The organism is Lysobacter sp. A289, from assembly GCF_054072675.1.
The window spans coordinates 2,283,720-2,305,848 of record NZ_JBSVRN010000001.1; the positions used below are offsets into that span (position 1 = coordinate 2,283,720).

At 66.4% G+C, this 22,129-nt stretch carries 18 protein-coding genes; 9 read left to right on the top strand and 9 right to left on the bottom strand.

Features of this window, described 5'->3' with window-relative positions; translation table 11 throughout:
- Nucleotides 1-26 precede the first annotated feature (26 nt).
- Entirely contained in the window at nt 27-956 is a 930-nt protein-coding gene (hemF, locus tag ACW5DN_RS10565) for an oxygen-dependent coproporphyrinogen oxidase (protein WP_456962627.1), read from the top strand.
- A gap of 384 nt (nt 957-1,340) precedes the next feature.
- Here hemF and polA read toward each other — a convergent pair whose 3' ends face one another.
- On the bottom strand, nt 1,341-4,130 hold the full coding sequence (gene polA, locus ACW5DN_RS10570) for a DNA polymerase I (RefSeq protein ID WP_456962628.1): 2,790 nt from the start codon (nt 4,128-4,130) through the stop codon (nt 1,341-1,343).
- A gap of 124 nt (nt 4,131-4,254) precedes the next feature.
- On the opposite strand from polA, the gene ACW5DN_RS10575 reads away from it, so the two are divergent.
- The 3 genes from ACW5DN_RS10575 to chaB all read left to right on the top strand — a co-directional run bounded on the left by ACW5DN_RS10575 (nt 4,255) and on the right by chaB (nt 5,325).
- Nucleotides 4,255-4,554, top strand: a complete 300-nt coding sequence (locus tag ACW5DN_RS10575) for a DUF2782 domain-containing protein (RefSeq protein WP_456962629.1) — start codon at nt 4,255-4,257, stop codon at nt 4,552-4,554.
- 73 nt (nt 4,555-4,627) lie between these two features.
- Complete coding sequence (locus ACW5DN_RS10580) at nt 4,628-4,990, top strand: hypothetical protein (protein WP_456962630.1); 363 nt, start codon at nt 4,628-4,630, stop codon at nt 4,988-4,990.
- A gap of 107 nt (nt 4,991-5,097) precedes the next feature.
- A complete protein-coding gene (gene chaB / locus ACW5DN_RS10585; protein WP_456962631.1) occupies nt 5,098-5,325 on the top strand; it encodes a putative cation transport regulator ChaB in 228 nt (75 codons plus the stop codon).
- Between the two features lie 54 nt (nt 5,326-5,379).
- On the opposite strand, the gene uvrD is transcribed toward chaB, so the two are convergent.
- Nucleotides 5,380-7,575: a DNA helicase II gene (gene uvrD, locus ACW5DN_RS10590; protein WP_456962632.1), complete on the bottom strand. Its 2,196-nt coding sequence runs from the start codon at nt 7,573-7,575 to the stop codon at nt 5,380-5,382.
- A 128-nt stretch (nt 7,576-7,703) separates the two neighbouring features.
- On the opposite strand from uvrD, the gene ACW5DN_RS10595 reads away from it, so the two are divergent.
- Nucleotides 7,704-8,489 carry an alpha/beta hydrolase gene (locus tag ACW5DN_RS10595; RefSeq protein ID WP_456962633.1) on the top strand — a complete coding sequence of 262 codons (786 nt, stop codon included), beginning with the start codon at nt 7,704-7,706 and terminating at the stop codon, nt 8,487-8,489.
- A gap of 14 nt (nt 8,490-8,503) precedes the next feature.
- Here ACW5DN_RS10595 and ACW5DN_RS10600 read toward each other — a convergent pair whose 3' ends face one another.
- Genes ACW5DN_RS10600 through ACW5DN_RS10610 form a run of 3 tightly spaced genes read right to left on the bottom strand, consistent with a single transcriptional unit; the run spans nt 8,504 to nt 13,277 of the window.
- A complete protein-coding gene (locus tag ACW5DN_RS10600) occupies nt 8,504-9,376 on the bottom strand; it encodes a universal stress protein (RefSeq protein ID WP_456962634.1) in 873 nt (290 codons plus the stop codon).
- Nucleotides 9,377-9,389: 13 nt separating this feature from the next.
- Nucleotides 9,390-10,874, bottom strand: coding sequence for a SulP family inorganic anion transporter (locus ACW5DN_RS10605; RefSeq protein WP_456962635.1), 1,485 nt, complete (start codon nt 10,872-10,874; stop codon nt 9,390-9,392).
- A gap of 15 nt (nt 10,875-10,889) precedes the next feature.
- A complete protein-coding gene (locus ACW5DN_RS10610; RefSeq protein ID WP_456963041.1) occupies nt 10,890-13,277 on the bottom strand; it encodes a DPP IV N-terminal domain-containing protein in 2,388 nt (795 codons plus the stop codon).
- A 200-nt stretch (nt 13,278-13,477) separates the two neighbouring features.
- Here ACW5DN_RS10610 and ACW5DN_RS10615 point away from each other — a divergent pair, with 200 nt between their 5' ends.
- From ACW5DN_RS10615 to ACW5DN_RS10630, 4 genes are read left to right on the top strand one after another with little or no spacing between them, the layout of a single operon-like run.
- Entirely contained in the window at nt 13,478-14,695 is a 1,218-nt protein-coding gene (locus tag ACW5DN_RS10615) for a beta-ketoacyl-[acyl-carrier-protein] synthase family protein (protein WP_456963042.1), read from the top strand.
- Between the two features lie 5 nt (nt 14,696-14,700).
- Nucleotides 14,701-15,495: a beta-ketoacyl synthase chain length factor gene (locus ACW5DN_RS10620; protein WP_456963043.1), complete on the top strand. Its 795-nt coding sequence runs from the start codon at nt 14,701-14,703 to the stop codon at nt 15,493-15,495.
- Nucleotides 15,488-16,330, top strand: coding sequence for a glycosyltransferase family 2 protein (locus ACW5DN_RS10625; RefSeq protein ID WP_456962636.1), 843 nt, complete (start codon nt 15,488-15,490; stop codon nt 16,328-16,330). Before ACW5DN_RS10620 ends, ACW5DN_RS10625 begins: the two co-directional genes overlap by 8 nt.
- Nucleotides 16,327-18,021: an NAD(P)/FAD-dependent oxidoreductase gene (locus tag ACW5DN_RS10630; RefSeq protein ID WP_456962637.1), complete on the top strand. Its 1,695-nt coding sequence runs from the start codon at nt 16,327-16,329 to the stop codon at nt 18,019-18,021. Before ACW5DN_RS10625 ends, ACW5DN_RS10630 begins: the two co-directional genes overlap by 4 nt.
- Here the strand turns inward: ACW5DN_RS10630 and ACW5DN_RS10635 are convergent.
- The 4 genes from ACW5DN_RS10635 to ACW5DN_RS10650 form a co-directional block, all read right to left on the bottom strand.
- The gene (locus ACW5DN_RS10635) at nt 17,972-18,442 is read right to left on the bottom strand and encodes a hypothetical protein (protein WP_456962638.1); all 471 of its coding nucleotides are present in this window, start codon (nt 18,440-18,442) and stop codon (nt 17,972-17,974) included. The genes ACW5DN_RS10630 and ACW5DN_RS10635 overlap by 50 nt on opposite strands.
- Nucleotides 18,443-18,498: 56 nt before the next feature.
- The gene (gene fabG / locus ACW5DN_RS10640; RefSeq protein ID WP_456962639.1) at nt 18,499-19,236 is read right to left on the bottom strand and encodes a 3-oxoacyl-ACP reductase FabG; all 738 of its coding nucleotides are present in this window, start codon (nt 19,234-19,236) and stop codon (nt 18,499-18,501) included.
- Between the two features lie 52 nt (nt 19,237-19,288).
- Nucleotides 19,289-19,681: a phosphotransferase gene (locus tag ACW5DN_RS10645; RefSeq protein WP_456963044.1), complete on the bottom strand. Its 393-nt coding sequence runs from the start codon at nt 19,679-19,681 to the stop codon at nt 19,289-19,291.
- A 64-nt stretch (nt 19,682-19,745) separates the two neighbouring features.
- Nucleotides 19,746-22,127: an MMPL family transporter gene (locus ACW5DN_RS10650; protein WP_456963045.1), complete on the bottom strand. Its 2,382-nt coding sequence runs from the start codon at nt 22,125-22,127 to the stop codon at nt 19,746-19,748.
- Between the last annotated feature and the right edge of the window lie 2 nt (nt 22,128-22,129).

Here is a 22,129-nt window from a genome sequence, read left to right on the forward strand (position 1 = left end):
CTTCGCCGCTCAACTAGAATGGCCGGATGAAACCGAACCCTGCCGAATCCGACACCGATTTCGACCGCGTCCGCGGCTACCTCACCAACCTGCAGGACCGCATCTGCACCGCCATCGAACAAGCCGATGGCGGTGCCAGCTTCGTCCAGGACACCTGGACCCGCGACGAGGGCGGTGGTGGGCGTACCCGGATCCTTCGCGACGGCGCGGTCTTCGAACAGGCCGGCATCGGCTTCTCCGACGTGTCCGGCACCCGGTTGCCGCCGTCCGCCAGCGCCTCGCGGCCTGAACTGGCCGGGGCCTCCTGGCGCGCGATCGGGGTGTCACTGGTATTCCATCCGCGCAACCCGTACCTGCCAACCACCCACGCCAACGTGCGGCACTTCCGTGCCATGCGCGATGGCAAGACCGTCGCCTCCTGGTTCGGGGGTGGTTTCGACCTGACGCCCTTTTATCCGTTCGACGAAGATGTCCTGCACTGGCACCGCACCGCGCGCGAGCTGTCCGAGCCCTTCGGCGGCCAGGCTCGTTATGACGCCCACAAGCAATGGTGCGACGAGTACTTCTTCATCAAGCACCGAAACGAGACGCGCGGCATCGGCGGGCTGTTTTTCGATGACCTCAGCGAGGACTTTGAAACCGACTTCGCCTACATGCAGGCCGTGGGCGATGGCTTTCTGGACGCCTACCTGCCGATCGTCGAGCGCCGCAAGCATTGCCAGTACAGCGAGCGCGAGCGCCAGTTCCAGCTATACCGGCGTGGCCGCTACGTCGAGTTCAATCTGGTCCTGGACCGCGGCACCCTGTTTGGCCTGCAATCGGGCGGACGCAGCGAGTCGATCCTGATGAGCCTGCCGCCACTGGTGCGCTGGGAGTACGGCTACACCCCCGAGCCGGGCAGCCCCGAAGCGCGCTTGGCCGATTACCTGCGTCCCCGTGACTGGCTGGCGGAATAGTTTCGCGAAGAACCAATAAAAAAGCCCCACCGGCAGGGGGGCCGGTGAGGCTGGTGGAGCGGGACCTGGGGAGGGGCCTTCGCTCCGAGATCACTCCAGGGGAGGGAGAGATCAGCGACAGGCGTTGCACCTGTCGCGAGCATATGACCACTAATCACATGGACAGTTCGTGAAGATGGCGTTCAAGAGTTGAAATAATTCAGGGATGATTCAGAAGGCTAATTTCGTCAAACATGTCGTTAAAACCGTGTTAACGACCAAGACTGAATCCCAGTTTGCCGAAGTTGGCGTGAGCTGGAGTTAAGCCTCGCTATACGCGGTCAACGTCGATGCCGGGTCGATCTCATCGCGCGCCGCGACCGAAACCGGCCGATTGGACCGCCCTCAATGCGCTTCGTCCCAGTTCACGCCGACTCCGCTGTCGACCACCAGCGGCACCCGCAACTCCGCCGCGGCGGTCATTCGCGCCGGGATTTCGGCCAGCAACGTGTCCACGAAATCGGCATCGACCTCGAACACCAGCTCATCGTGAACCTGCAGGATCATCAGCGCCCGGTCCGCGTACGGGGCCAGCCACTGGTGGATGTCGATCATCGCCCGCTTGATGACATCCGCCGCGGTGCCCTGCATCGGCGCGTTGATCGCCGCGCGTTCGGCACCGGCGCGAAGGCCCTGGTTGCGTGCATCGATGTTGTCCAGGTACAGCCGGCGCCCAAACACGGTCTCGACAAACCCCTGCTCGCGCGCCTGCTGCCGGGTGCGATCCATGTACTCACGCACGCCGGGATAGCGGCTGAAGTACAGGCCGATATAGTCCTGTGCCTCCCCGCGTGAGACATCCAGCTGCTTGGCCAGCCCGAACGCGCTCATGCCGTACATCAGGCCGAAGTTGATCGCCTTGGCGGCGCGCCGCTCGTTGCCACTGACTTCCTCGATGGTCTTGCCGAATACCTCGGCCGCGGTCGCCCGATGGATATCGACCCCGGCATCGAAGGCGCGCAGCAGGCCTTCATCCCCCGACAGGTGGGCCATGATCCGCAGTTCGATCTGCGAGTAGTCGCAGGCGACGATGCGGCGGCCTTCCGGGGCGATGAAGGCGGTCCGGATATGGCGGCCGTCGACGGTGCGGATCGGGATGTTCTGCAGGTTCGGATCACTGGACGCCAGCCGGCCGGTCGCGGCCCCGGCCTGGTGGTAGCTGGTGTGCACGCGGCCGGTGTCGGGGTTGACCATCAGCGGCAGCTTGTCGGTGTAGGTGCTGCGCAGCTTGGCCAGGCTGCGGTAGTCCAGGATCACCCGCGGCAGTTCGTGCAGGTCGGCAATCGCCTCCAGCGCCTCCTCGTTGGCCGACGGCTGGCCCTTGGGCGTCTTCACCAGCGCCGGCAGCTTGAGCTCCTCGAACAACAACGCGCAGACCTGCTTGGGCGAGTCCAGGTTGAAGGTGCGTCCGGCCAGCTCGGTCGCCTTCTGCTGGGCGGCGAGCATGCGCTTGCCCAGATCGGCCGACTGCCGGCGCAGTTCGTCGGCATCGACCAGCACGCCGTTGGCCTCGATGCGCTCCAGCACCGGCACCAGCGGGATCTCGATCTCGCGGTAGACCTTCTCCAGCGCGGGCACCTCGCCCAGCCTGGCCGACAACACGCGGTGCAGCCGCAGGGTGATGTCGGCGTCCTCGGCGGCATAGTCGCTGGCATCGTCGATCGCGACCTGGTTGAAGGTGATCTGCTTGGCACCCTTGCCGGCGACGTCCGCGTACTTGGTCGTCTGGTAGCCCAGGTAGCGCAGGGCGAGCGAGTCCATGTCGTGGCGGCTGGCGGTGGCGTTGAAGACGAAACTCTCCAGCATGGTGTCGTCGGCGTAACCGCGCACCTCGACGCCATGCCGACGCAGCACGTGCAGGTCGTACTTGCCGTGCTGGCCAAGCTTGCGCTTGCCGGCATCGGCCAGTACCGGCCGCAGGGCGTCGAGCACTTCCTCCCGCGGCAACTGCGCCGGCGCGCCGGGGTAGTCGTGGCCGACCGGGATATAGCAGGCGCGTCCGGGTTCGACTGCGAAGCTCAGCCCGACCAGGTTGGCGCGCATCGCGTCCAGCGCGTCGGTCTCGGTATCGAAGGCGAACTCGTCGGCGGCCTCCAGCTTCGCCACCCACGCGTCCAGCTGCGCGCGGGTCAGCACGCACTCGTACTCGCCGGGCGCGGCCAACGCCGGGTCCGGCACGTCGGTCGCTGCGGTGCTGCTGCGCGCATAACCGGCGGCGGTGTTGCGCACGCTGCCGGTGTCGCTGGCGGCGTCGCCCGGGCCGCCTTCCAGATCACGCAGCGCCTGTTTGAAGCCGTAGCGCGCGTACAGACCGCGCAGGTCGTCCACGTGCTGATCGCGCAGGACCAGATCGTCCGGCGCACGCCCCACGTCGACATCCAGCTTGATCGTGGTCAGCGTGCGGTTGAGCGGCAGCCGGTGCAGCGCCGCGCGCAGGTTCTCGCCGATCTTGCCCTTGATGTTGTCGGCATGGGCGATCACGCCATCGAGCGTTCCGTACTCGGCCAGCCACTTGGCCGCAGTCTTCGGCCCGCACTTGTCGACGCCGGGGATGTTGTCGACCTTGTCGCCCATCAGCGCGAGGTAATCGATGATCTGGTCGGCCCGCACGCCGAACTTGCCGATCACGCCGTCATCGCTGTCCAGCCGGCTGCCGCTCATGGTGTTGACCAGCGCGATACCGGCACGCGGCGCGCCGTCGTCGTCGCTGGCCGCTCGCACCAGTTGGGCGAAATCCTTGTCGCTGGTGGAGATGGTCACGTCGATGCCGGCATCGGCGGCCTGCACGGCCAGGGTGCCGATCACGTCGTCGGCCTCGACCCCATCGATGCGGATGATGTCCATCCCCAACGCGTGCACGATGTCGCACATCGGCTGCACCTGCGGGCGCAGGTCGTCGGGCATCGGCGGGCGATTGGCCTTGTACTGCTCATCCAGATCGTCACGGAAGGTCTTGCCGGGTGCGTCGATCACGAACGCCACGTAATCGGGTTTCTCCTTCAGCGTCGCGCGCAACATGTTGACCACCCCGAACAGCGCACCAGTCGGCTCGCCATCGGCGTTGGTGAGCGGCGGCAGCGCGTGGAAGGCGCGGTAGAGGTAGCTGGAACCATCGATCAGGACGAGTCTTTTCATGCCCTGATTCTACGTGGGAAGCTCTGCCCATCCACCGCTGCCCACACGGGGGTATCCTCGATGCGGGCACCCCTCTTATCCCTTGCACGCCCCATCCCCGATATCCGCGACCGGAGAACCCGTCATGCGCATTGCCCCGACCGCTCTGATGTTCCTGCTACCGTTTGCCTTGGCAGCCTGCGCGACCATGAGCGCCACCAACGACGACCCGACCGCGGGGCTGGTCAACGCCGAAGTCACCCAGCGGGTGGAGACCAACGGCGACGTGATCGAGGAATACCGCGTGGCCGGCCAGCTCAAGGTGGTCAAGGTCACGCCCGCGCGCGGGCCGACCTATTACCTGCGGGACGAGAACGACGATGGCAAGCCTGACGACGGCTCGCCGGTGTCGCCGGTGTACTGGGAGTTGTTCGAGTGGGACTGAGCGCAGCCAGGTGACTCGTTCCACGACGCGGCATCGCACCTCGGGGGCTCGGCCGGACTGACTGATTACGCCGATGAGACGCGAACGCCTGCTGCCGCTGATTGTCGCGACCGCGCTGTTCATCGAGAACATGGACTCCACCGCGATCACCACCTCGCTGCCGATGATCGCGGCAGACCTGGGGGTGGAGCCGGTCGCACTGCGGCTGGCACTGACCACGTACATGCTTGCGCTGGCGATCGGCGTCACCATCGGGCAGCCGATGGACGCGGCGATCAACTTCGGCTTCGCTTTCCTCACCGTCGGGCTGATTTCCGCCAGCTCGGTATGGATGATGACGCGCCTGGCCCGGGATGCCGGCGCAGAGATGGCCGGCCGCGCCCAGGGCGGACGGGAGATATCCGAGCCCAGGCCGGCGCAACGCCCGGGCACCTGAGCGATCCGGTGCCGTCATCCCCGCGAAGGCGGGGATCCATGGACTTTCTCAAGCGTTTAACCGTAGACGCGGATAGTTGGAGCCCCTCGTCCTGAAGGAGCCGCGTCATGCCCTACGACCGCATTACCGCGTTGCCCGACTCGATCCGTGACAACCTGCCCAAGCACGCGCAGGAAATCTACAAGCAGTCCTTCAACAGCGCGTGGGACGAGTACAAAGACGCCGATGACCGCCGCGGCGACGCCTCGCGCGAGGAGACCGCACACAAGGTCGCGTGGTCTGCAGTCAAACAAAAATACGAAAAAGGCGACGACGACAAGTGGCATCCGAAGTAGCCACGCAACACTGTAAGGCGCAATAAGCAAAACGCATTGCGCCGGCCTCACCCCTCAACCCGGCTCCAGATTCGCATACGCCAGCACCAGCCACTTGCTGCCGACATCATCAAAGTTCACCTGCACCCGAGCGTGCGCACCACCGCCTTCGAAGTCGGTGACGACGCCGGTACCGAACTTGGCGTGACGCACGTTCGCGCCCAATGGCAATGCAGGCGTCTCCATCGCGGCGTGGCCGTAGTCCCGGCGCGGCGCGCTGTTGAACATCGGCCGTGAGACCTGCAGCTTCGGGCGTACCTCGTTCAGCAATGCGGCGGGGATCTCGCGCAGGAAACGTGATGGCACCCCGTACATTTCCTGACCGTGGATGCGCCGCGCCTCGGCGTAGCTGAGCACCAGTTTCTCGCGGGCGCGGGTGATGCCGACATACGCGAGGCGGCGCTCCTCCTCCAGTCGGCCGGCTTCCTCGATCGACTTGTTGTTCGGGAACAGGCCCTCTTCCAATCCAGCCAGGAACACCAGCGGAAACTCCAGCCCCTTCGCGCTGTGCAGGGTCATCAACTGCACGCCGTCCTCACCGGCCTGGGCCTGGCCTTCGCCGGCCTCCAGCGAGGCGTAACTGAGGAACGCAACCAGCTCCGGCATCGCCGCCACGTCGTCCTCGTCGTTGCGGACAAACCGCGCGGCGACCGAGACCAGCTCGTCGAGGTTGTCGGTGCGCGAATCCAGCGAGCCCTTAGACTCGCGCGCGTAATGCTCGCGCAGCCCGGAGCGTTCGAGCACGTGGTCGATCTTCTCCTGCAACGGCATCTCGACGATGTCGGCATCCAGGCCGTCGATCAGGGCGATGAAGCCGGCCAGCGCATTGCGCGCACGCGCGGCCAGCAGGGTCTCGGTGGTCATCCAGCGTGCGGCGACCCACAGCGGCGCACCGTCGGCCCGCGCGCGGCGACGCACTTCATCCAGCGTGCGCTCGCCGATGCCGCGCGTGGGCGTGTTGACCGCGCGCTCAAACGCGGCGTCGTCGTTGCGGTTGGCGACCAGCCGCAGGTAAGCGAGCGTGTCCTTGATCTCGGCGCGCTCGAAGAAGCGCTGGCCACCGTAGACGCGGTACGGCACCTGCTCGCCGAGCAGGGTTTCCTCGAACGCTCGCGACTGCGCGTTGCTGCGATACAGGATCGCGACATCGCCGTGGCTGCCGCCGTCGCGCACCCACTGGCGCAGGCGCTCGACCACGAAGCGCGCCTCGTCGATCTCGTTGTAGGCCTGGTACAGGTCGATCGGCTCGCCGCTGTCGCTATCGGTCCACAGCTGCTTGCCGAGGCGATCCGGGTTGTGCGCGATCACCGCGTTGGCCGCGTCCAGGATGTTCGCGCTGGAGCGGTAGTTCTGCTCCAGCCGGATCGTCTGCGCGCGGCCATCATTATTGGCCCCGAAGTCCTTGAGGAACTTCTGCATGTTCTCGACCTTCGCACCGCGCCAGCCATAGATCGACTGGTCGTCGTCGCCGACCGCGAACACCTTGCCGCTGTCGCCGGCGAGCAGGCGGATGAAGCCGTACTGGATCGCGTTGGTGTCCTGGAACTCATCGACCAGGATCTCTTGGAAACGGTGGCGGTAATGCGCCAGCAACGCCGGGTTGTCGCGCAACAGCTCGTGCGCACGCAGCAACAGCTCGGCGAAATCGACCAGCCCGGCGCGCTCGCAACGCTCCTGGTACGCCTCGTAGCAACGGCGCATGACGTCGGTCCACTGGTCACCCGGCTCGGGTTGTAGATGCTGCGGCCGACGTCCTTCGTCCTTCTGCGCGTTGATCCACCACGCGATCTGGCGCGGCGGGAACCGCGTGTCGTCCAGCTCCAGCCCCTGCACCACGCGCTTGACCAGCCGCAGTTGGTCGTCCGAGTCGAGTACCTGAAAGGCTTCCGGCAGCTTCGCCTCCTGCCAGTGCAGCCTCAACAGCCGGTGCGCCAGGCCGTGGAACGTGCCGATCCACATCCCGCGCGCGCCGTTGCGCAACTGCGCATCGACCCGGTGGCGCATCTCGGCCGCCGCCTTGTTGGTAAACGTCACCGCCAGGATGCCGTGGGTCGGCACCCCGAAGACCTCGTTGAGCCAGGCAATGCGATGGGTCAGTACGCGGGTCTTGCCCGAGCCGGCACCGGCCAATACCAGATAGTGACCGGGCGGCGCGCTGACAGCCTCGCGCTGCGCCGGGTTGAGCGCGTCAAGCAGGTGGGAGACATCCATCGGGGCATTCTACTGGGTGGGGCGGCGGTTGCCGGTGCAGACGGAAGCAGCCGCGTCCTGTCGTTGAACTCAGTATTGTTTTCGATCTACAGGGCACTTCTGCCAGAACGCCACAGGTATCGGCTTCCGTGATCAAGATTTCCCAAGTCCTGGCCATTGGCACAACATTGGTCGCCGTGATTTACCTGGCCATCTGCGGGCTGCTCTACCTGTCTCAACGTTCCTACATCTACTATCCCACCAGCCGCAGTGTCGACACGCCAACGATCACACTGCACCGGGGCGATGCGCAGGTTCTGGTATCCACCAACGGCATCGACAGTGACCGTGCCGTGCTGTATTTCGGTGGCAATGCTGAAGATGTATCCCAAGCAGTCGGACTGTTGAGTCAGGCGTTTCCGGATGCCGCCATCTACGCGATGCATTACCGCAGCTATGGCGGAAGCACCGGAACGCCGTCGGAACGCGCACTGATCTCGGATGCAACGGCCTTGTTTGACCGCGTGGTTGAACAGCACCCACGGATATCCATTGTCGGCCGCAGCCTGGGGAGTGGAATCGCGGTCCAGGTTGCCGCGTCAAGATCCATCGAACGGCTTGTCCTGGTCACCCCTTACAACAGCCTGCTGGAGCTGGCGACCGAACGGTTCAAACTGTTTCCAACACGACTTCTGCTACAGGACAAATATGAATCCTGGCGCTATGTCAGCCAACTGCAGGCGCCAACCACGATCATCATTGCGGGCCATGACCGGATCATTCCCAATGAGAGCTCGCAGCGTTTGGCCGATGCATTTCCTGCGGGCGTGGTGACGGTGGTCAAGATTGCCGAGGCGAACCACAACAACCTGTCGAATTCTCCGGAGTACGTTGCGGCACTCGCCGGTCATGACGAACCCGGAAGCAATCGGTAGATCGATCCGCCAACTCAACGCAGCAGCAACACCGCGATCTGGCAGTTGCGCACTACCTGGGTGGTGGTGCTGCCGACGATGAGGTTGCGGATGCGGGAGTGGCCGTAGGCGCCCATCACCAGCAGGTCGATGGAGCGCGCGGCGACCTGTTCGGCAATCACGTTTTCCGGTGCGCCGGGCACGGCACGCATCTCGGGTGAGAAGCCGGCGGCCTGCAGTTGCGCCTGCGCCCACTGCATCGGTTCGCCCTGTACCTCGGCGGCGTCGCCGACTGTCAGCACGTCACACGGCAGCCCGCGCAGCAGGGGGCTGGCGGACACCAGTTCGACGCAACGGCGGGTGGTGGCGCTGCCGTCGAACGCGATCATGAATCGCTGGATCGGCCGCCAGGCGCGCGGTGCGACCAGAACCGGCCGGCTCACGGCGCGGATGACACGTTCCAGGTGGCTGCCAAGATGGCCGCGGGCGAAGTCGGCGTTCTCGCCGCGTTTGCCCAGCACGAACAGCCGGATCTCGTCCTCCAGCTCAAGCAGGGTGTCCGCCAGCGGGCCATGGCGTTGGCGGACGGTCGCCGCGACGCCGTGCGCTTCGGCGATCCCGCGGGCCTGCTCCAACATCACCCGCCCGCGCTGCTGGGCGAGTTTGCCGCGCTGCTCGTCCAGCAGCGTCATCTCTTCCAGCAGGCCTTCCTGGGTGCCCAGGTACAGGTTGCCGGTGAGGTCGATGGTGACCGGCGCGGCCTCGCGGTCGATCGCGTGCATCAGTTCCAGCGGAGCCCCGAGCCGGGACGCGGCCCAGCCGGCGTGCGCGGCGACGCTGGCGGCATAATCGGACACATCGACCGCGGCGAGCACGCGGCGTTCGGCGAACGTGGGGGCCTGACTCATCACGGCGTTCTCCTCAGTGGCCGCCCATCAGGCGCTCGGCATCGGGCTTGTCATGCACGCCCAGCCGGTCGACCAGGGTGGCGCTGGCCTGATCCAGGCCGATGACCTCCACCGTAGTCCCCTCGCGGCGGAAACGCATCACCACCTTGTCCAGCGCGCCGACGGCACTGAGGTCCCAGAAGCGCGCGTTGGAGACGTCGATGCTGACCCGCTGCAACACCTCGCGGAAATCGAAGCCGGCGGTGAATGCGCTGGCCGAGGCGAAGAACACCTGGCCGGTCACGACGTAACTGCGCTCGTTGCCATCGTCCCTGGCGACCGATGCCACGTGCAGCACGCGGCCAACCTTGCGGGCGAAGAACAGCGCCGACAGCAGTACGCCGGTCAGCACCCCGCGTGCCAGATCGTGGGTGAACACCGTGACCACCACCGTGCCGAGCATGACGATGCTGGAGGTAGTCGGGTAATGGCGCAGGTTCTTGATCGACGACCAGCTGAAGGTGCCGATGGAGACCATGATCATCACCGCCACCAGCACCGCCATCGGGATCTGCTTCACCCACGGCCCGGCAAACACCACCATCATCAGCAGCACCGAACCGGCGACCAGTGTCGACAGCCGACCGCGGCCACCGGATTTCACGTTGATCACCGACTGGCCGATCATCGCGCAGCCGGCCATGCCGCCGATGAATCCGGTGGTGACGTTGGCCACACCCTGGCCCACGCATTCGCGGTTCTTGTCGCTGGGCGTGTCGGTCAGCTCGTCGACGATCTGCGCGGTCAGCAGCGACTCCAGCAGGCCGACAACCGCCAAGGTGGCCGAGACCGGCAGGATGATCCACAGCGTTTCCAGGTTGAGCGGCACGTCCGGCAGCAGGAAGATCGGCAGGCTGTCGGGCAGCTCGCCCATGTCGCCGACGGTGCGGATATCCAGCTTCAGCACGATCGCGACGACGGTCAGCACCACGATCGCGACCAGCGGCGACGGGATCGCACGGCTCAGGTACGGGAACAGGTAGATGATCGCCAGCCCGGCGGCGGTCATCGCGTACACCGTCCACGGCACGCCGGTCAGCTCGGGCAACTGGGCCATGAAGATCAGGATCGCCAACGCGTTGACGAAACCGGTGACCACCGATCGCGATACAAACCGCATCAGGCTGCCGAGCTTGAACGCACCGGCGACCATCTGCAGCACGCCGGTCAGTACGGTCGCGGCGAGCAGGTATTGCAGCCCGTGCTCCTTGACCAGGGTGACCATGACCAGCGCCATCGCACCAGTGGCGGCGGAGATCATGCCCGGCCGGCCGCCGGTGAAGGCGATCACCACGGCGATGGAGAACGACGCGTACAGGCCGACCTTGGGATCGACCCCGGCGATGATCGAGAACGCGATCGCCTCGGGGATCAGCGCCAGTGCGACGACCAGACCGGCGAGCACGTCGCCACGGATATTGCCGAACCAGTCGCGGCGGAGATGGGAGGTGATGTTCAAGGCAATGGCGTCAGGTCACTGGTCGGCGGCTTGCATCTTGTACTGCGCCGGCGGGGTCGCGCCCATCAGGTGCTGGACGAAGTAATCCCAGCGCCGGCGGGTCATGTAGTTGGTGTCCTCGCCGAAGCCGTGGCGGGCGCTGGGGAACAGCAGCAGGTCGAAGTCCTTGTTCGCCTTGACCAGCGCGTCCACCACCAGCAGCGTGTTCTGCGGCGGCACGTTGTCGTCCATCATCCCGTGGGCGAGCAACAGCTTGCCCTGCAGGTTGGCGGCGCGGTTCTGGTTGGCCTGGGCGTCGTAGTTGCTCTTGCCATCCTTGTCGGCGACCTCCAGCCCCTGCCACTTCTCGGCCCAGTCATCCTCGTAGGTTCGGTTGTCGTGGTTGCCGCTCTCGGAGATGCCGACCTTGTAGAAGTCCGGGTAAGTGAACACCGCATCCACGGTCGCGTAGCCGCCGCCGGAATGGCCCCAGACGCCGACGCGGTCGAGGTCGATCCACGGGTGGCGCGCGGCCAACTCACGCAGGCCGGCAACCTGGTCGGGCAGGGTGTTGTCGCCGATGTCGCCGCCGAACGCATCGTGGAACGACTTGGAGCGCCACGGCGTGCCCATGCCGTCGATGGCGATCACGATGAAGCCCAGTTCCGCCAGCGCCTGGTGGTCGCTGCGCGCGGCGCTGAAGGTACGGCCACGCACCGAGCCGGTCTGCGGGCCGGGGTAGATGTAGTTCACGACGGGATACTTGCGCGACTCATCGAGATCGGTCGGGGTAAACATCAGCCCGTACAGGGTGGTCTTGCCGTCGCGTGCGGTGACCGTGATCGGGGTCGGCGGCACCCAGCCCGTCGCGCGCAGGCGGCTGTCGTCGGCGCGGGCGATCTCGGCGATGGTGCTGCCATCGTCAGCGCGGCGCAGCAGCGTCACCGGGGGCATGGTCGGGGTCGAGTACGCATCGACAAAGTAGGTGCCGTCAGTCGACAGGGTCACGGTGTGATTGGCGTCTTCGGGAGTCAGTAGTACCGGCTCGCCGCCGTCGAAACCGACCTTGTAGAAGTGCTGGTAATACGGGTTGCGGCCATCTTCCATGCCCACGCCGCGGAACCAGATGGTGCGGGTTTCGGGATCGACCTTGAGCACCTGGGTGACGTTGCCCTCGCCGGTGGTGATCGGGTGCTTGAGCTTGCCGCTGGCCAGGTCGTAGAGATATAGATCGCCCCAGTTGGCGCGCTCGGAGAACCAGATGAACTCGTTGGCGTCCGGCAGGTAGTGCCAGTTGACCTTGCCGTTGCCGCTCTCGAAATAGGTTGGCGCGTGCTCGTGGTAGACCTCGCGCACGGCGCCGGTGGCGGCATCGGCAACGCGCAGCCAGGTGTCCTTGTGGTCGCGCGAGGTCGAGGCGAACGCGAGCGTCTTGCCGTCCGGCGCCCACTGCACGTCTTCCCAGCCGCCGTCGCAGCTGACGTCATCGCACAGGGTGGAGCGGTGTTGATCGGGTGGCATCTGCAGGCGGGTGACGGTGGGCGTGCCTGAAGCGGTCGCGCCCACTTCGATGATCACCCGCTCGATCATGGTGACGTGCTCGTCGCCGGCGAACGGGTACTTCCAGCGCTCGACCTTCGGCGCGCCGACGTTGGTGCCGACCAGCACCATCTCGCTGGTCTTGCGCTGGTCCTGCTGGAAGGTCGCGATCTTGCTCGAGTCCGGCGACCACACCAGGATCGCGCGATCGCTGTGGGTCCAGCCGGCGTTGTCGGTGGCGTAGCCGTAATCGGTCACGCCGTCGGTGGTCAGCCGGGTCTCGACGCCGGTGTCGATGTCGCGCACCCACAGGTTCCAGTCGCGGATGAATGCAGCCCGCTTGCCATCGGGCGACTCAACCACCGGCTCATTGCCGGGCGTGCCGGCCGCCTCGCTGCCCGGCTTGCGGGTATCGGTACCGCGCGCCGCCACGCAGGCTGGGGCGGCTTGCAGGTCGCAAAGATAGTGCTGTTTGTTGCGCAAGCTGATGTCGAGGCGACCATCGGCGGCGATTTGAACGTCGGCAATGGCCAGTTTGGTGACGTCCACATCCTCGGCGCCCGCATCGGTCAGCGCGGCCGCCAGGAGGTCGCGATCGAATGCGGACGTGGCCTCGCCGGTGGCGGCCTCGACCCGCCAGAAATGGTCGCCTTCGGCGTCGTGGTCGCGGAACCAGAAGTGGTCGTCGTTCTGCCACACCACCGTATTGACCGCGTGGTCGAGCAGCGGCGTGGTGTTGTATCCCAGGAACGCTTCCGCGCGTGCGTAGTCGTCGGCCGTCAGTACCCGCGGCGCGTCCTGTGCCGCCGCGGGCAGCATCGTCGTCGCCAGCAATCCACTCACCAACGCACCGTAGAACCGAGATTTGCCATTCATCGCACCCATTGATTTACCCCTGCCGATCGACTGGAACGCCACCAGCGGTAGGCTGGCGCGACGTAGACCATAAACCGGAACCGTCATGCCGCGCTCGACGGGTGCCGCTTATACTCGCGCGCTGTACGACGCGAGCGATCGACCACCCAACCCGCTTACAGGATCTCCGAGTGTCGCCAGCCTCCATCTCGCCCCGCTCCCCTGTCCCGATGACGCCGCTTGCGCTGCGGGCCTGGACCGCGACCACCGCACTGGGTTACGGCATCCAGGCCCAGCGCTCGGCCCTGCTGGAGCGCCGCAGCGGCTTGCGCCGCAATGATTTTGGGCCACTGACCGACGGCCAACCATTGCCGTGCTGGATCGGCCGGGTCGATGGGCTGGAGGACGCCCCGTTGCCGCCGGCATTCGCCAACTGGGAGTGCCGCAACAACCGCCTGGCCTGGCTCGCGTTGCAGCAAGACGGCCTGCCGGACGCGCTTGCAGAGACAGTCGAAAGGCATGGCGCCGAACGGATCGCGTTGGTACTGGGCACGTCGACCTCCAGCATCGGTGCCAGCGAGGAGGCCTACCGGCGACTGGAGATCGGGGCCGACGGCAATCCGCACTTCCCTGCCGACATGGAACGTCCCATCGTCCACACCGTGCATTCGTTGACCGACTTCGTCCGCCACGCCACTGGCCTGCGCGGACCGTGCGTCACCGTTGCCACCGCCTGCTCGTCCAGCGCCAAGGTGTTTGCCCAGGCCGCGCGACTGATCCAGGCCGGGCTGGTCGATGCGGCCCTGGTCGGCGGCGTGGATACCCTGTGCGGCAGCGTGTTGTACGGCTTCGGTTCGCTGCAGGTGGTGTCGCCGGATCCGTGCAAGCCGTTCGATGCGAATCGCCGCGGCCTGTCACTTGGCGAGGCGGGTGGCTTCGCACTGTTGGAGCGCGCGCAACCCGGCGAGACTGGCTTGCAGTTGCGCGGCTATGGCGAATCCAGCGATGCCCACCACATGTCCAGCCCTCATCCCGAAGGCCTGGGGGCGCAGTACGCGATGCGCGATGCGCTTGCCCGCGCCGGTATCGACGCCGGGCAAGTCGGCTACCTCAACCTGCACGGCACGGCGACGCCGGCCAACGACGGCATCGAAGCGGCGGCGGTGAATGCGATCTTTCCAGCCACCCTGCATGCCGGCTCGACCAAGGGCTGGACCGGCCATACCCTGGGCGCGGCCGGCATCGTCGAGTCGGTGTTCGCCTTGCTCGCACTCGAGCATGGATTGCTGCCGGGCACGCTCAACAGCGAGTTACCCGATCCGGCCTGCGGTGCCCAGATCCGCTTCGACAATGCCCACGCCGGGGCCGCGTCTCCACTTTCCCACGCGATGAACAATTCCTTCGGCTTTGGCGGCAACAACTGCTCGCTGGTATTTGGCCGGTCATGACCAGCATGCTCACCGCCACCATCGAAGGCATCGGGTTCTGGGCCGATGGATTGCCGTCCTGGGACGCCGCGTGCGCATTCGTTGTCGACGGAACACGGCCGACCACGGCCCCCAAACGTCCGTCACCACAGTTGCTCGCGCCCAACGAGCGCCGGCGCGCGCCAGGCACCGTCGCGGTGGCGTTGGAAGTGGCACTGGCCGCCTGCGAGGCCGCCGGGCGTGATCCGGCCGAGCTGCCGTCGGTGTTTGCCTCCACCCACGGCGAGCTGGCGATCACCGACTACATGTGCGCGACCCTCGCCAGCCAGCCGGAGACGATTTCGCCGACCCGTTTCCACAACTCGGTACACAACGCCGCCGCCGGCTACTGGACCATCGGCACCGGCGCGATGCAGCCGACCACCGCGATCAGCGCCTTCGATGCCACCTTTGCCCAGGGCCTGCTGGAGGCGCTGGTGCAACTGGCCACTGGCGAGGAGGCGGTGTTGCTGGTCGGCTACGACAGCGCCACGACCGGGCCACTGGCCGAGGTCTCGCGCAGCGAAGGGGTATTGGGTGGTGCGCTGGTGCTGTCACGCGATCCGCAGGCGGGTGCTCCGCGGATCCAGGTCACATTCATCGATGGCGACGCGCCCGTCGCAACCGGTGCACTCGCGCGTCATTCACCCGCCAACGCGATGGCGCCGGCACTGCCGCTGTTTGATGCACTTGCCACCGGTCAGCCGGTCGTCACGCTGAATGCCGGGCCGGGACGGATACTGCAAGTCACGATCGTCCCACCGGAGGCTGCGCATGGCTGAACGCCTGGATCGCAACAACATCGCCGTGGTGATCCCAGCGCTCAACGAGGCCTTGCGGATCCGCGGGGTGGTTGAAGGAGCATTGGCCGAGTGCCGCAACGTGATCCTGGTCGACGATGGCTCCGACGACGAGACCCTGGACCGGGTCGCAGGGTTGCCCATCACGGTACTGCGCCACCCGTCTCGCCTCGGCAAGGGTGCCAGCTTGCGCAACGGGTTCCAGGAGGCGCTGCGACTGGGTGTCAAGGCGATCGTGACGATGGACGGCGACGGCCAGCACAGCGCCAGCGACATCCCGCGACTGATCGATGCCGCCAACCGCTACCCCGACCATGTCGTGATCGGCGCGCGGATGCGCAAACGCGCCCGACAACCCCGTTACCGGCGGCTGGCAAATGCGTTCGGCGACTGGGGCATTGCCTGGGGCACCGGCTACCAGGTCGCCGACAGCCAGAGCGGCCAGCGCCTGTATCCGGCGGCGGTGGCCGCGTTGGACGACGTGCCCGGCGATGACTTCGTGTTCGAAGCCCAGATCCTGATCTCGGCGGCGCGCGAGCTGGGTGCACGGTGCGTGTCGGTGCCGATCGAATCACGCTACCAGTGCGCAACGCCGGGTGCCGGTGGCGACCCGCTTCCGCCGACCGAGTCGTTCCGCCGCAGCCATTTCCGGCCGATCCGCGACTTCACCCGGATCACCGTGCACATCGTGCGCCAGTCACTGCACCCGCTGCAGATGCCGGCGACCTACCGCCGTATCCGCGCCAACCCGCCGCTGATCCACGACCCGACCGGCGAGTTTGCCAGCGCGCCGATGCCGCAGACAGCCAGCTCATGAGCCAACCCGCCATCACCGACGTGGTGATCCTGGGCGGAGGACTTGCCGGCTTGTGCCTGGCGATACAGCTCAAGCAGCGTGACCCGGATATCCAGGTGACGGTGCTGGAGCGCAATACCCATCCAGTGCGCGAGGCGGCGTTCAAGGTCGGCGAATCCACCGTCGAGATTGCCGCGCATTACTTTTCCGAAGTGCTGGGTTTGCGCGACTACCTGGATCGCGAACACATCCGGAAGTTCGGATTCCGGTTCTTCTTCAGCGAGGGCCGCCAGGAAGTGGACCGCTGCACCGAGCTGGGAATCAGCGAGTTCCTGCCAGCGCCGTCATGGCAGCTCGACCGCGGCCGGTTCGAGAACTACCTGGGTCTGCACGCGCGCAGCCTCGGGGTGGATTTTCGTGATGGCACGGTGGTGCGTGGAATCGAAATGGGCGGGGATGACGAACCGCATGCCGTGCGCTTCGAACAGGCCGGCAGCAGCGATTCGTTGCAGGCGCGCTGGCTGGTCGACGCCAGCGGGCGCACCGGGCTGCTCAAGCACAAGCTTGGCCTGGCCGAACCCAACGACCACGACGTCAACGCCGCTTGGTGGCGCGTGGACGGCCATGTCGATCCCGCCGACTGGTCCAGCAACGAGGCGTGGTTGCAACGCTGCAAGCCGCCGCTGCGCTGGCAGTCGACCAACCACATGTGTGGCCCGGGCTATTGGTTCTGGCTGATTCCGCTGTCGTCCGACTCGCACTCGCTGGGCATCGTGTGCGATGCGCGGATGCATCCGTTGACGACCATGAATACCCACGACAAGGCGATGGCCTGGCTGGCCGAGCACCAGCCGCGGATGGCCCAGGCGCTGGGGCAAGACAAGCATCGCGTACAGGACTTCAAGTTCCTGCGTCACTTCTCGCACGGCTGCACGCAGGTGTTCAGTGCGGATCGCTGGGCGATCACTGGTGTTGCCGGGGTGTTCCTGGATCCGTTCTATTCGCCCGGCAGCGACTTCATCGCAATCAGCAACAGCTACGTATGCGACTTGATCGGCAAGGATCGCGCCGGCCAGCCATTCGCCGCTCACGCGGAGATCTACCAGCAGCTGTATTTCTCGTTCTACCGCAGCACCCTGACCCTGTACCAGGATCAGTACCCGTTGTTCGGCGATGCCCGGGTGATGCCGCTGAAGGTGATCTGGGACTACACCTATTACTGGTCGGTACTGGCGCCGCTGTTCATCAGCGCGCGACTCACGGCGCTACCGATACTGGGCCGGCTGCGCGGGACGCTGGAGCGCGCCAGCTCGCTCAACGCGGCCATGCAACCGCTGCTGCGTGAGTGGGGCGAGCGCAACGCCGAGCAATCCAGCAGCATCAACGGTCCACTGGATGGCCGCGACCTGGATCAGTACCCGATCGACTGGTTCCGTCGCATCAACGCCGCAATCAGCGACGAGCTGGACGACGACCCGTTCGTCGCCCGCGTGGGCGAAAACGTCGCATTGATGGCGCGGCTGGCGACCCAGTTGCTGGGGCGGGCGCGGAGCGAGTACCCGCACATTGACGACCACGGACTGACTGCGTTGCTGGGCCCGGCGATCGACGATGACAGCACACCGATGCTGGAGCCGTTCTGGTACGGAACGGCTGCGGGGGTCAGCGTGCCGGAGGAACGATCGGGCGCGACTGCACCGGCGGCGGATTGAGCACGTAGACCGCGATCCCGGCCGCGTGCTTCTGGGTCGGGCTGATATCCACCCCGATGCCGCCAGTGACGTGGCTGCGACCGCCAAAGCGGCCACTACCGACCCCGATGCCGACGTTGCTGCCGCCGTAGCCTTCCGCCGCGCCCTGGAACAGCACGCCGTTCGCGCCCAGGGCGGCCGCGGCCACCCGCAGTTTGCCGATCACCGCGTTCATCTTGTTCTGCTCGCCATAGGTGAAGCCACCACTGGAGGTTTCCAGGATCGCAATCTCCTCATAACGCCCCGGCGGCGGGGAGAAATAGACCCGGACCTGGGCCGGCGCGATGGCTGGGCGGGCTGGGCCAAGCATGACCTTGGAGGTGCTGGCGCAGCCACTGGCGGCCAGCGCAAGGCACACAACGAGCGCAGTCTTCATTCGCATGGCGAAACTCCTCGGGGTCGCCCGAGTGGACACAGTTGGCTTGAGTATCGCCCTGATCAGCCCATCCCGCCATTAACGCCGATGACCTGGCCATTGATGTAGCCGGCATCGCGCGAGCACAGGAAGCCGACCAGGGCGGCGACCTCGGCGGGTTGCCCGGCGCGGCCGGCGGGGACCATCTGCTTGATCATCTCCGGTGCAAACGCCTGGTCAGCCATGCGACCTTCGATCACCCCCGGCGCGACCACGTTGACGGTGATCCCGCGGCTGGCCATCTCCCGGGCCAGGGATTTGCTGGCGCCATGCAGTGCTGACTTGGCGGCGGCGTAGTTGCTTTGGCCGCGGTTTCCCAGCACCGCGGCGACCGAGGACACGCTGACGACCCGGCCCCAACGCGTGCGTGCCATCGGCAGCAGCAGCGGTTGGGTGACGTTGAAGAAACCATGCACGGATACGTCGATCACCCGTCGCCACTGCTCCTCGTCCATCCCCGCCATCGGCGCGTCGTCATGGATGCCCGCATTGTTGATCACGACCTGGATCGGGCCATCGAGCAGCAAGGTATCGATCGCCGTGCGCGTCGCGGCGCCATCGGTGACATCGAAGCCGACCGCCTGCGCGCTGCCGCCTTCGTGGTGGATCGCCGCGACCACCTGGGCCGCGCGCTCGAGGTTGGCATTGGCATGGACGATGACATGCATGCCATCGGCCGCCAGCCGCGCGCAGATCGCGCTGCCGATATCGCCACTGCCGCCAGTGACCAGTGCGCGACGCAGGACGGGTGGTTCAGTCATCAGGGGTCTCCAGGGCAGTCAAGCCATCCTCGCACGCACGACGGCGCAGGCTTCACGAAGCAGGCTCAGGTTGCGGCATCACCGCGGCGCGCCCTTCCGCCAGCAGGCTTCCGGCGTGGCGGATGCAAAAGTGGTATTGCCAGCCGTGGTCGCCACCAATCAGCAGTCGCGCCTCGGCTACAAGGTCGCCGGCAAGCTGGTCGATCCGGGCAACATGCAACTCGACCGCACGCAAGGAAACCAGCATGCCGGGGCGCGCGACCCCGCCCGCAGCTTGCGCAAGCAGCCCGCCATGCACCGCCATCGCCTGCGCGCCGTATTCGCACAGATGGATCGCACGCAGGCAGTCGTGGCTGCGCAGCGGGTGGGCGGGATCGCGATGACGCGTGGTGCGCAGATGGATGACGTCCGCGTCCCAGTCGAGCACCTCGTCCCACAGACACATCTGGCCCTGGTGCGGGATCAGGCGGGCAATCTGGTCGCGCCCGACGGGCCGGCTCACAGGCGGCTCACAGGCGACTCCGCGCCAGGTCCCGTGACGTTGCCATCGACGGTTTGCCGGCTGCGTCCTGGCGCACGATCAACAACGACAACACGAAATTGAACAACACGCCCATCGCCACGGTACTGCCGATCGCACGCAACACCGGGATGCTGGAGCTGGCCAACAGCGCAAACACCAGCAGCGTCGCCAGGCTGCACACCACGATCGCATGCAGCGCGCGCAGCTGACTGTCGCGATCGTCCCCGGCGTGATCGAAGAACAATCCGTAGTCCAGGCCCAGCCCGGCGGCGAGGATCAGCGCGACCAGGTGGAACAGGTTCAGCTCCACGCCCAGCCCACGCAACACCGCCAGCAGCAGCAACGTCGCCAAGGCCATCGGCGCGACCACGCGCAACGCCCGGCGCCAGTCACGCAGCGCCGCCCACACGGTGGCAATCAACAGCACCGCGGCCAACGCCAACGCCCACAACAGGCGCTCCCGGTACTCGGCCACCAGTGACTCGGACGCCTGCTTGAGGTCCAGCAACGTCGCGCCATGCGGTTCGATCGTGCCGGCGACGGCAACCGGATCGGTGAGCCCGCTGAGGGCGACCAGGGCGGTGACATGCCCGTCGCCGCGTACGAGCAAGCCCTCGACGCTCGCCGCCAGCGGCGTCCCGGCCAGATCATCGACCGTCAACGGCGGCGCAACGCGTGCCGCCGCCACATCCGCCAGAAATGGCGCAAAGACGTCGCTTCGGAAGGGGCTTGCCGCCACCGCCTCTTCCAGCGATGCCTCCAGGACGGTGGCATCGGGCAGCCGCGCCTGGCGCGCGCGTTGGGTCGCGGCGCTGGGCAGGTAGCGTGCGGCCAGCTCGAACCCCTGCACCAGCCCGTCGCCGCGCAACTGCCGCAGTACCGGTTGCAGGCGCTCGGACGCCTGCAGGACCGATTCGGTGTCATCGGCCTGCAGGGTCACCAGGTAGCGCACGTCGGGAGCACCCAGCTCGCCGCGCAGCTCGCCATCCAGGGCCAGCAGGTGCTCCGGCACCGGGGTCAACCTGGACAGGTCGTTCTGCCAGAACGACCCCGGAGCGAATCCGGCGACGGCAGCGGCCACGAGCGCCAGCAAGACGCATGGCACCACGCCCATCCGCGGCCAGCCCGAGAACCGCTTCCATAACCGCGCCATGGTCGGTGAAGCCGCGGCATCGTATGGATTTCCGCCGTTCTCGGCGGTATCGATCAGGCCCGGCAGCAGGAAACGCGTCGCCAGCGCGGCAACGCCGAGACCGGCAATGGTGAACACCGCCAGCTGCTTCAGGCCTTCCACGCCCGATACCAGGAAGGTCAGGTAGGCGATGCAGGTCGCAACCACGCCGGTGCCCAGGGTTGGCCACAGCTCACGCGCGTTGTCCCACGGCGACAAACCGGGCCGCTGGTGGCTGATCAGGTGGATGGGATAGTCCTGGGCGACCCCGATCAGGGTGAAGCCGAATGCCACGGTGATCCCGTGCACGCCATCAAACCCCAACGCGACCGCAGCCAGACCGGCCAGTCCACCGCTGGCCAGCGGCAATGCACCCAGCAGTGGTGCCTTCCAACTACGGTAGGCGAGCAGCAGCAGCAGCGCGAACACCAGCCCGTCCAAGGTGCCGATCAAGCTGGCCTCGCGTTTGGTGCGTCCGCCGACCTCGACCGAGAATGCGCCGGGACCGGTCATCACCAGCCGCGCCGGACTGTCACCTCGAACCTGTGCAAACGCGTGTTCGATCGCGGTCACCGCCGACTGCTGGCCGCTTGGGTCGAACCCCGCCGCCTGCGTTTGCACCGCGAGCAAGGCGCGTTCGCCGGCTTGATCGAACCACACCCCGTGCAGGCGCCGTGGTGCGCTTTCGGGTTGCCAGTCCTCCGCCAGTGCGAGGATTTCCAGGGTCGGATCGGCCGGCAGCAGCGGCTCGATCAGCGCGGCTGCCGGCGAGCCCAGATCCTGCACCCGCGCCTGCAGCTGGTCGGCCAGATAATCCGCATCCAGGCGTTGCGAATCCAGGGTGTCGGACAGCAAATATCGGTAGGGGCGCAATCGCTCAGGGATCGCCTCCAGCCCGGCCACGCCGCCATTGGCAACCAGGCTGAACTGCTCATCGTCGGCCAGCGTCTGGCGCAACGCGGTGGACTGTCGCGCCAGTGCCTGCGGGTCATCGTTGGACAACGCCAGCAACAACAAACGCGAACCCGGGCCTTCGCCAAGCTCATCAATCAACATCTTCTGCTCGGGCGTTCGCGCCTCGGGCATGAACTTGCGCAGGTCGCCGCTGAGCTGCAGGTGCTGGCCGACCCACCAGCCCGCGCCCAGCAACAGCGCCAACCACGCCAGCGCCAGCGCCAGCCGCCGCGTCGGACTCATGG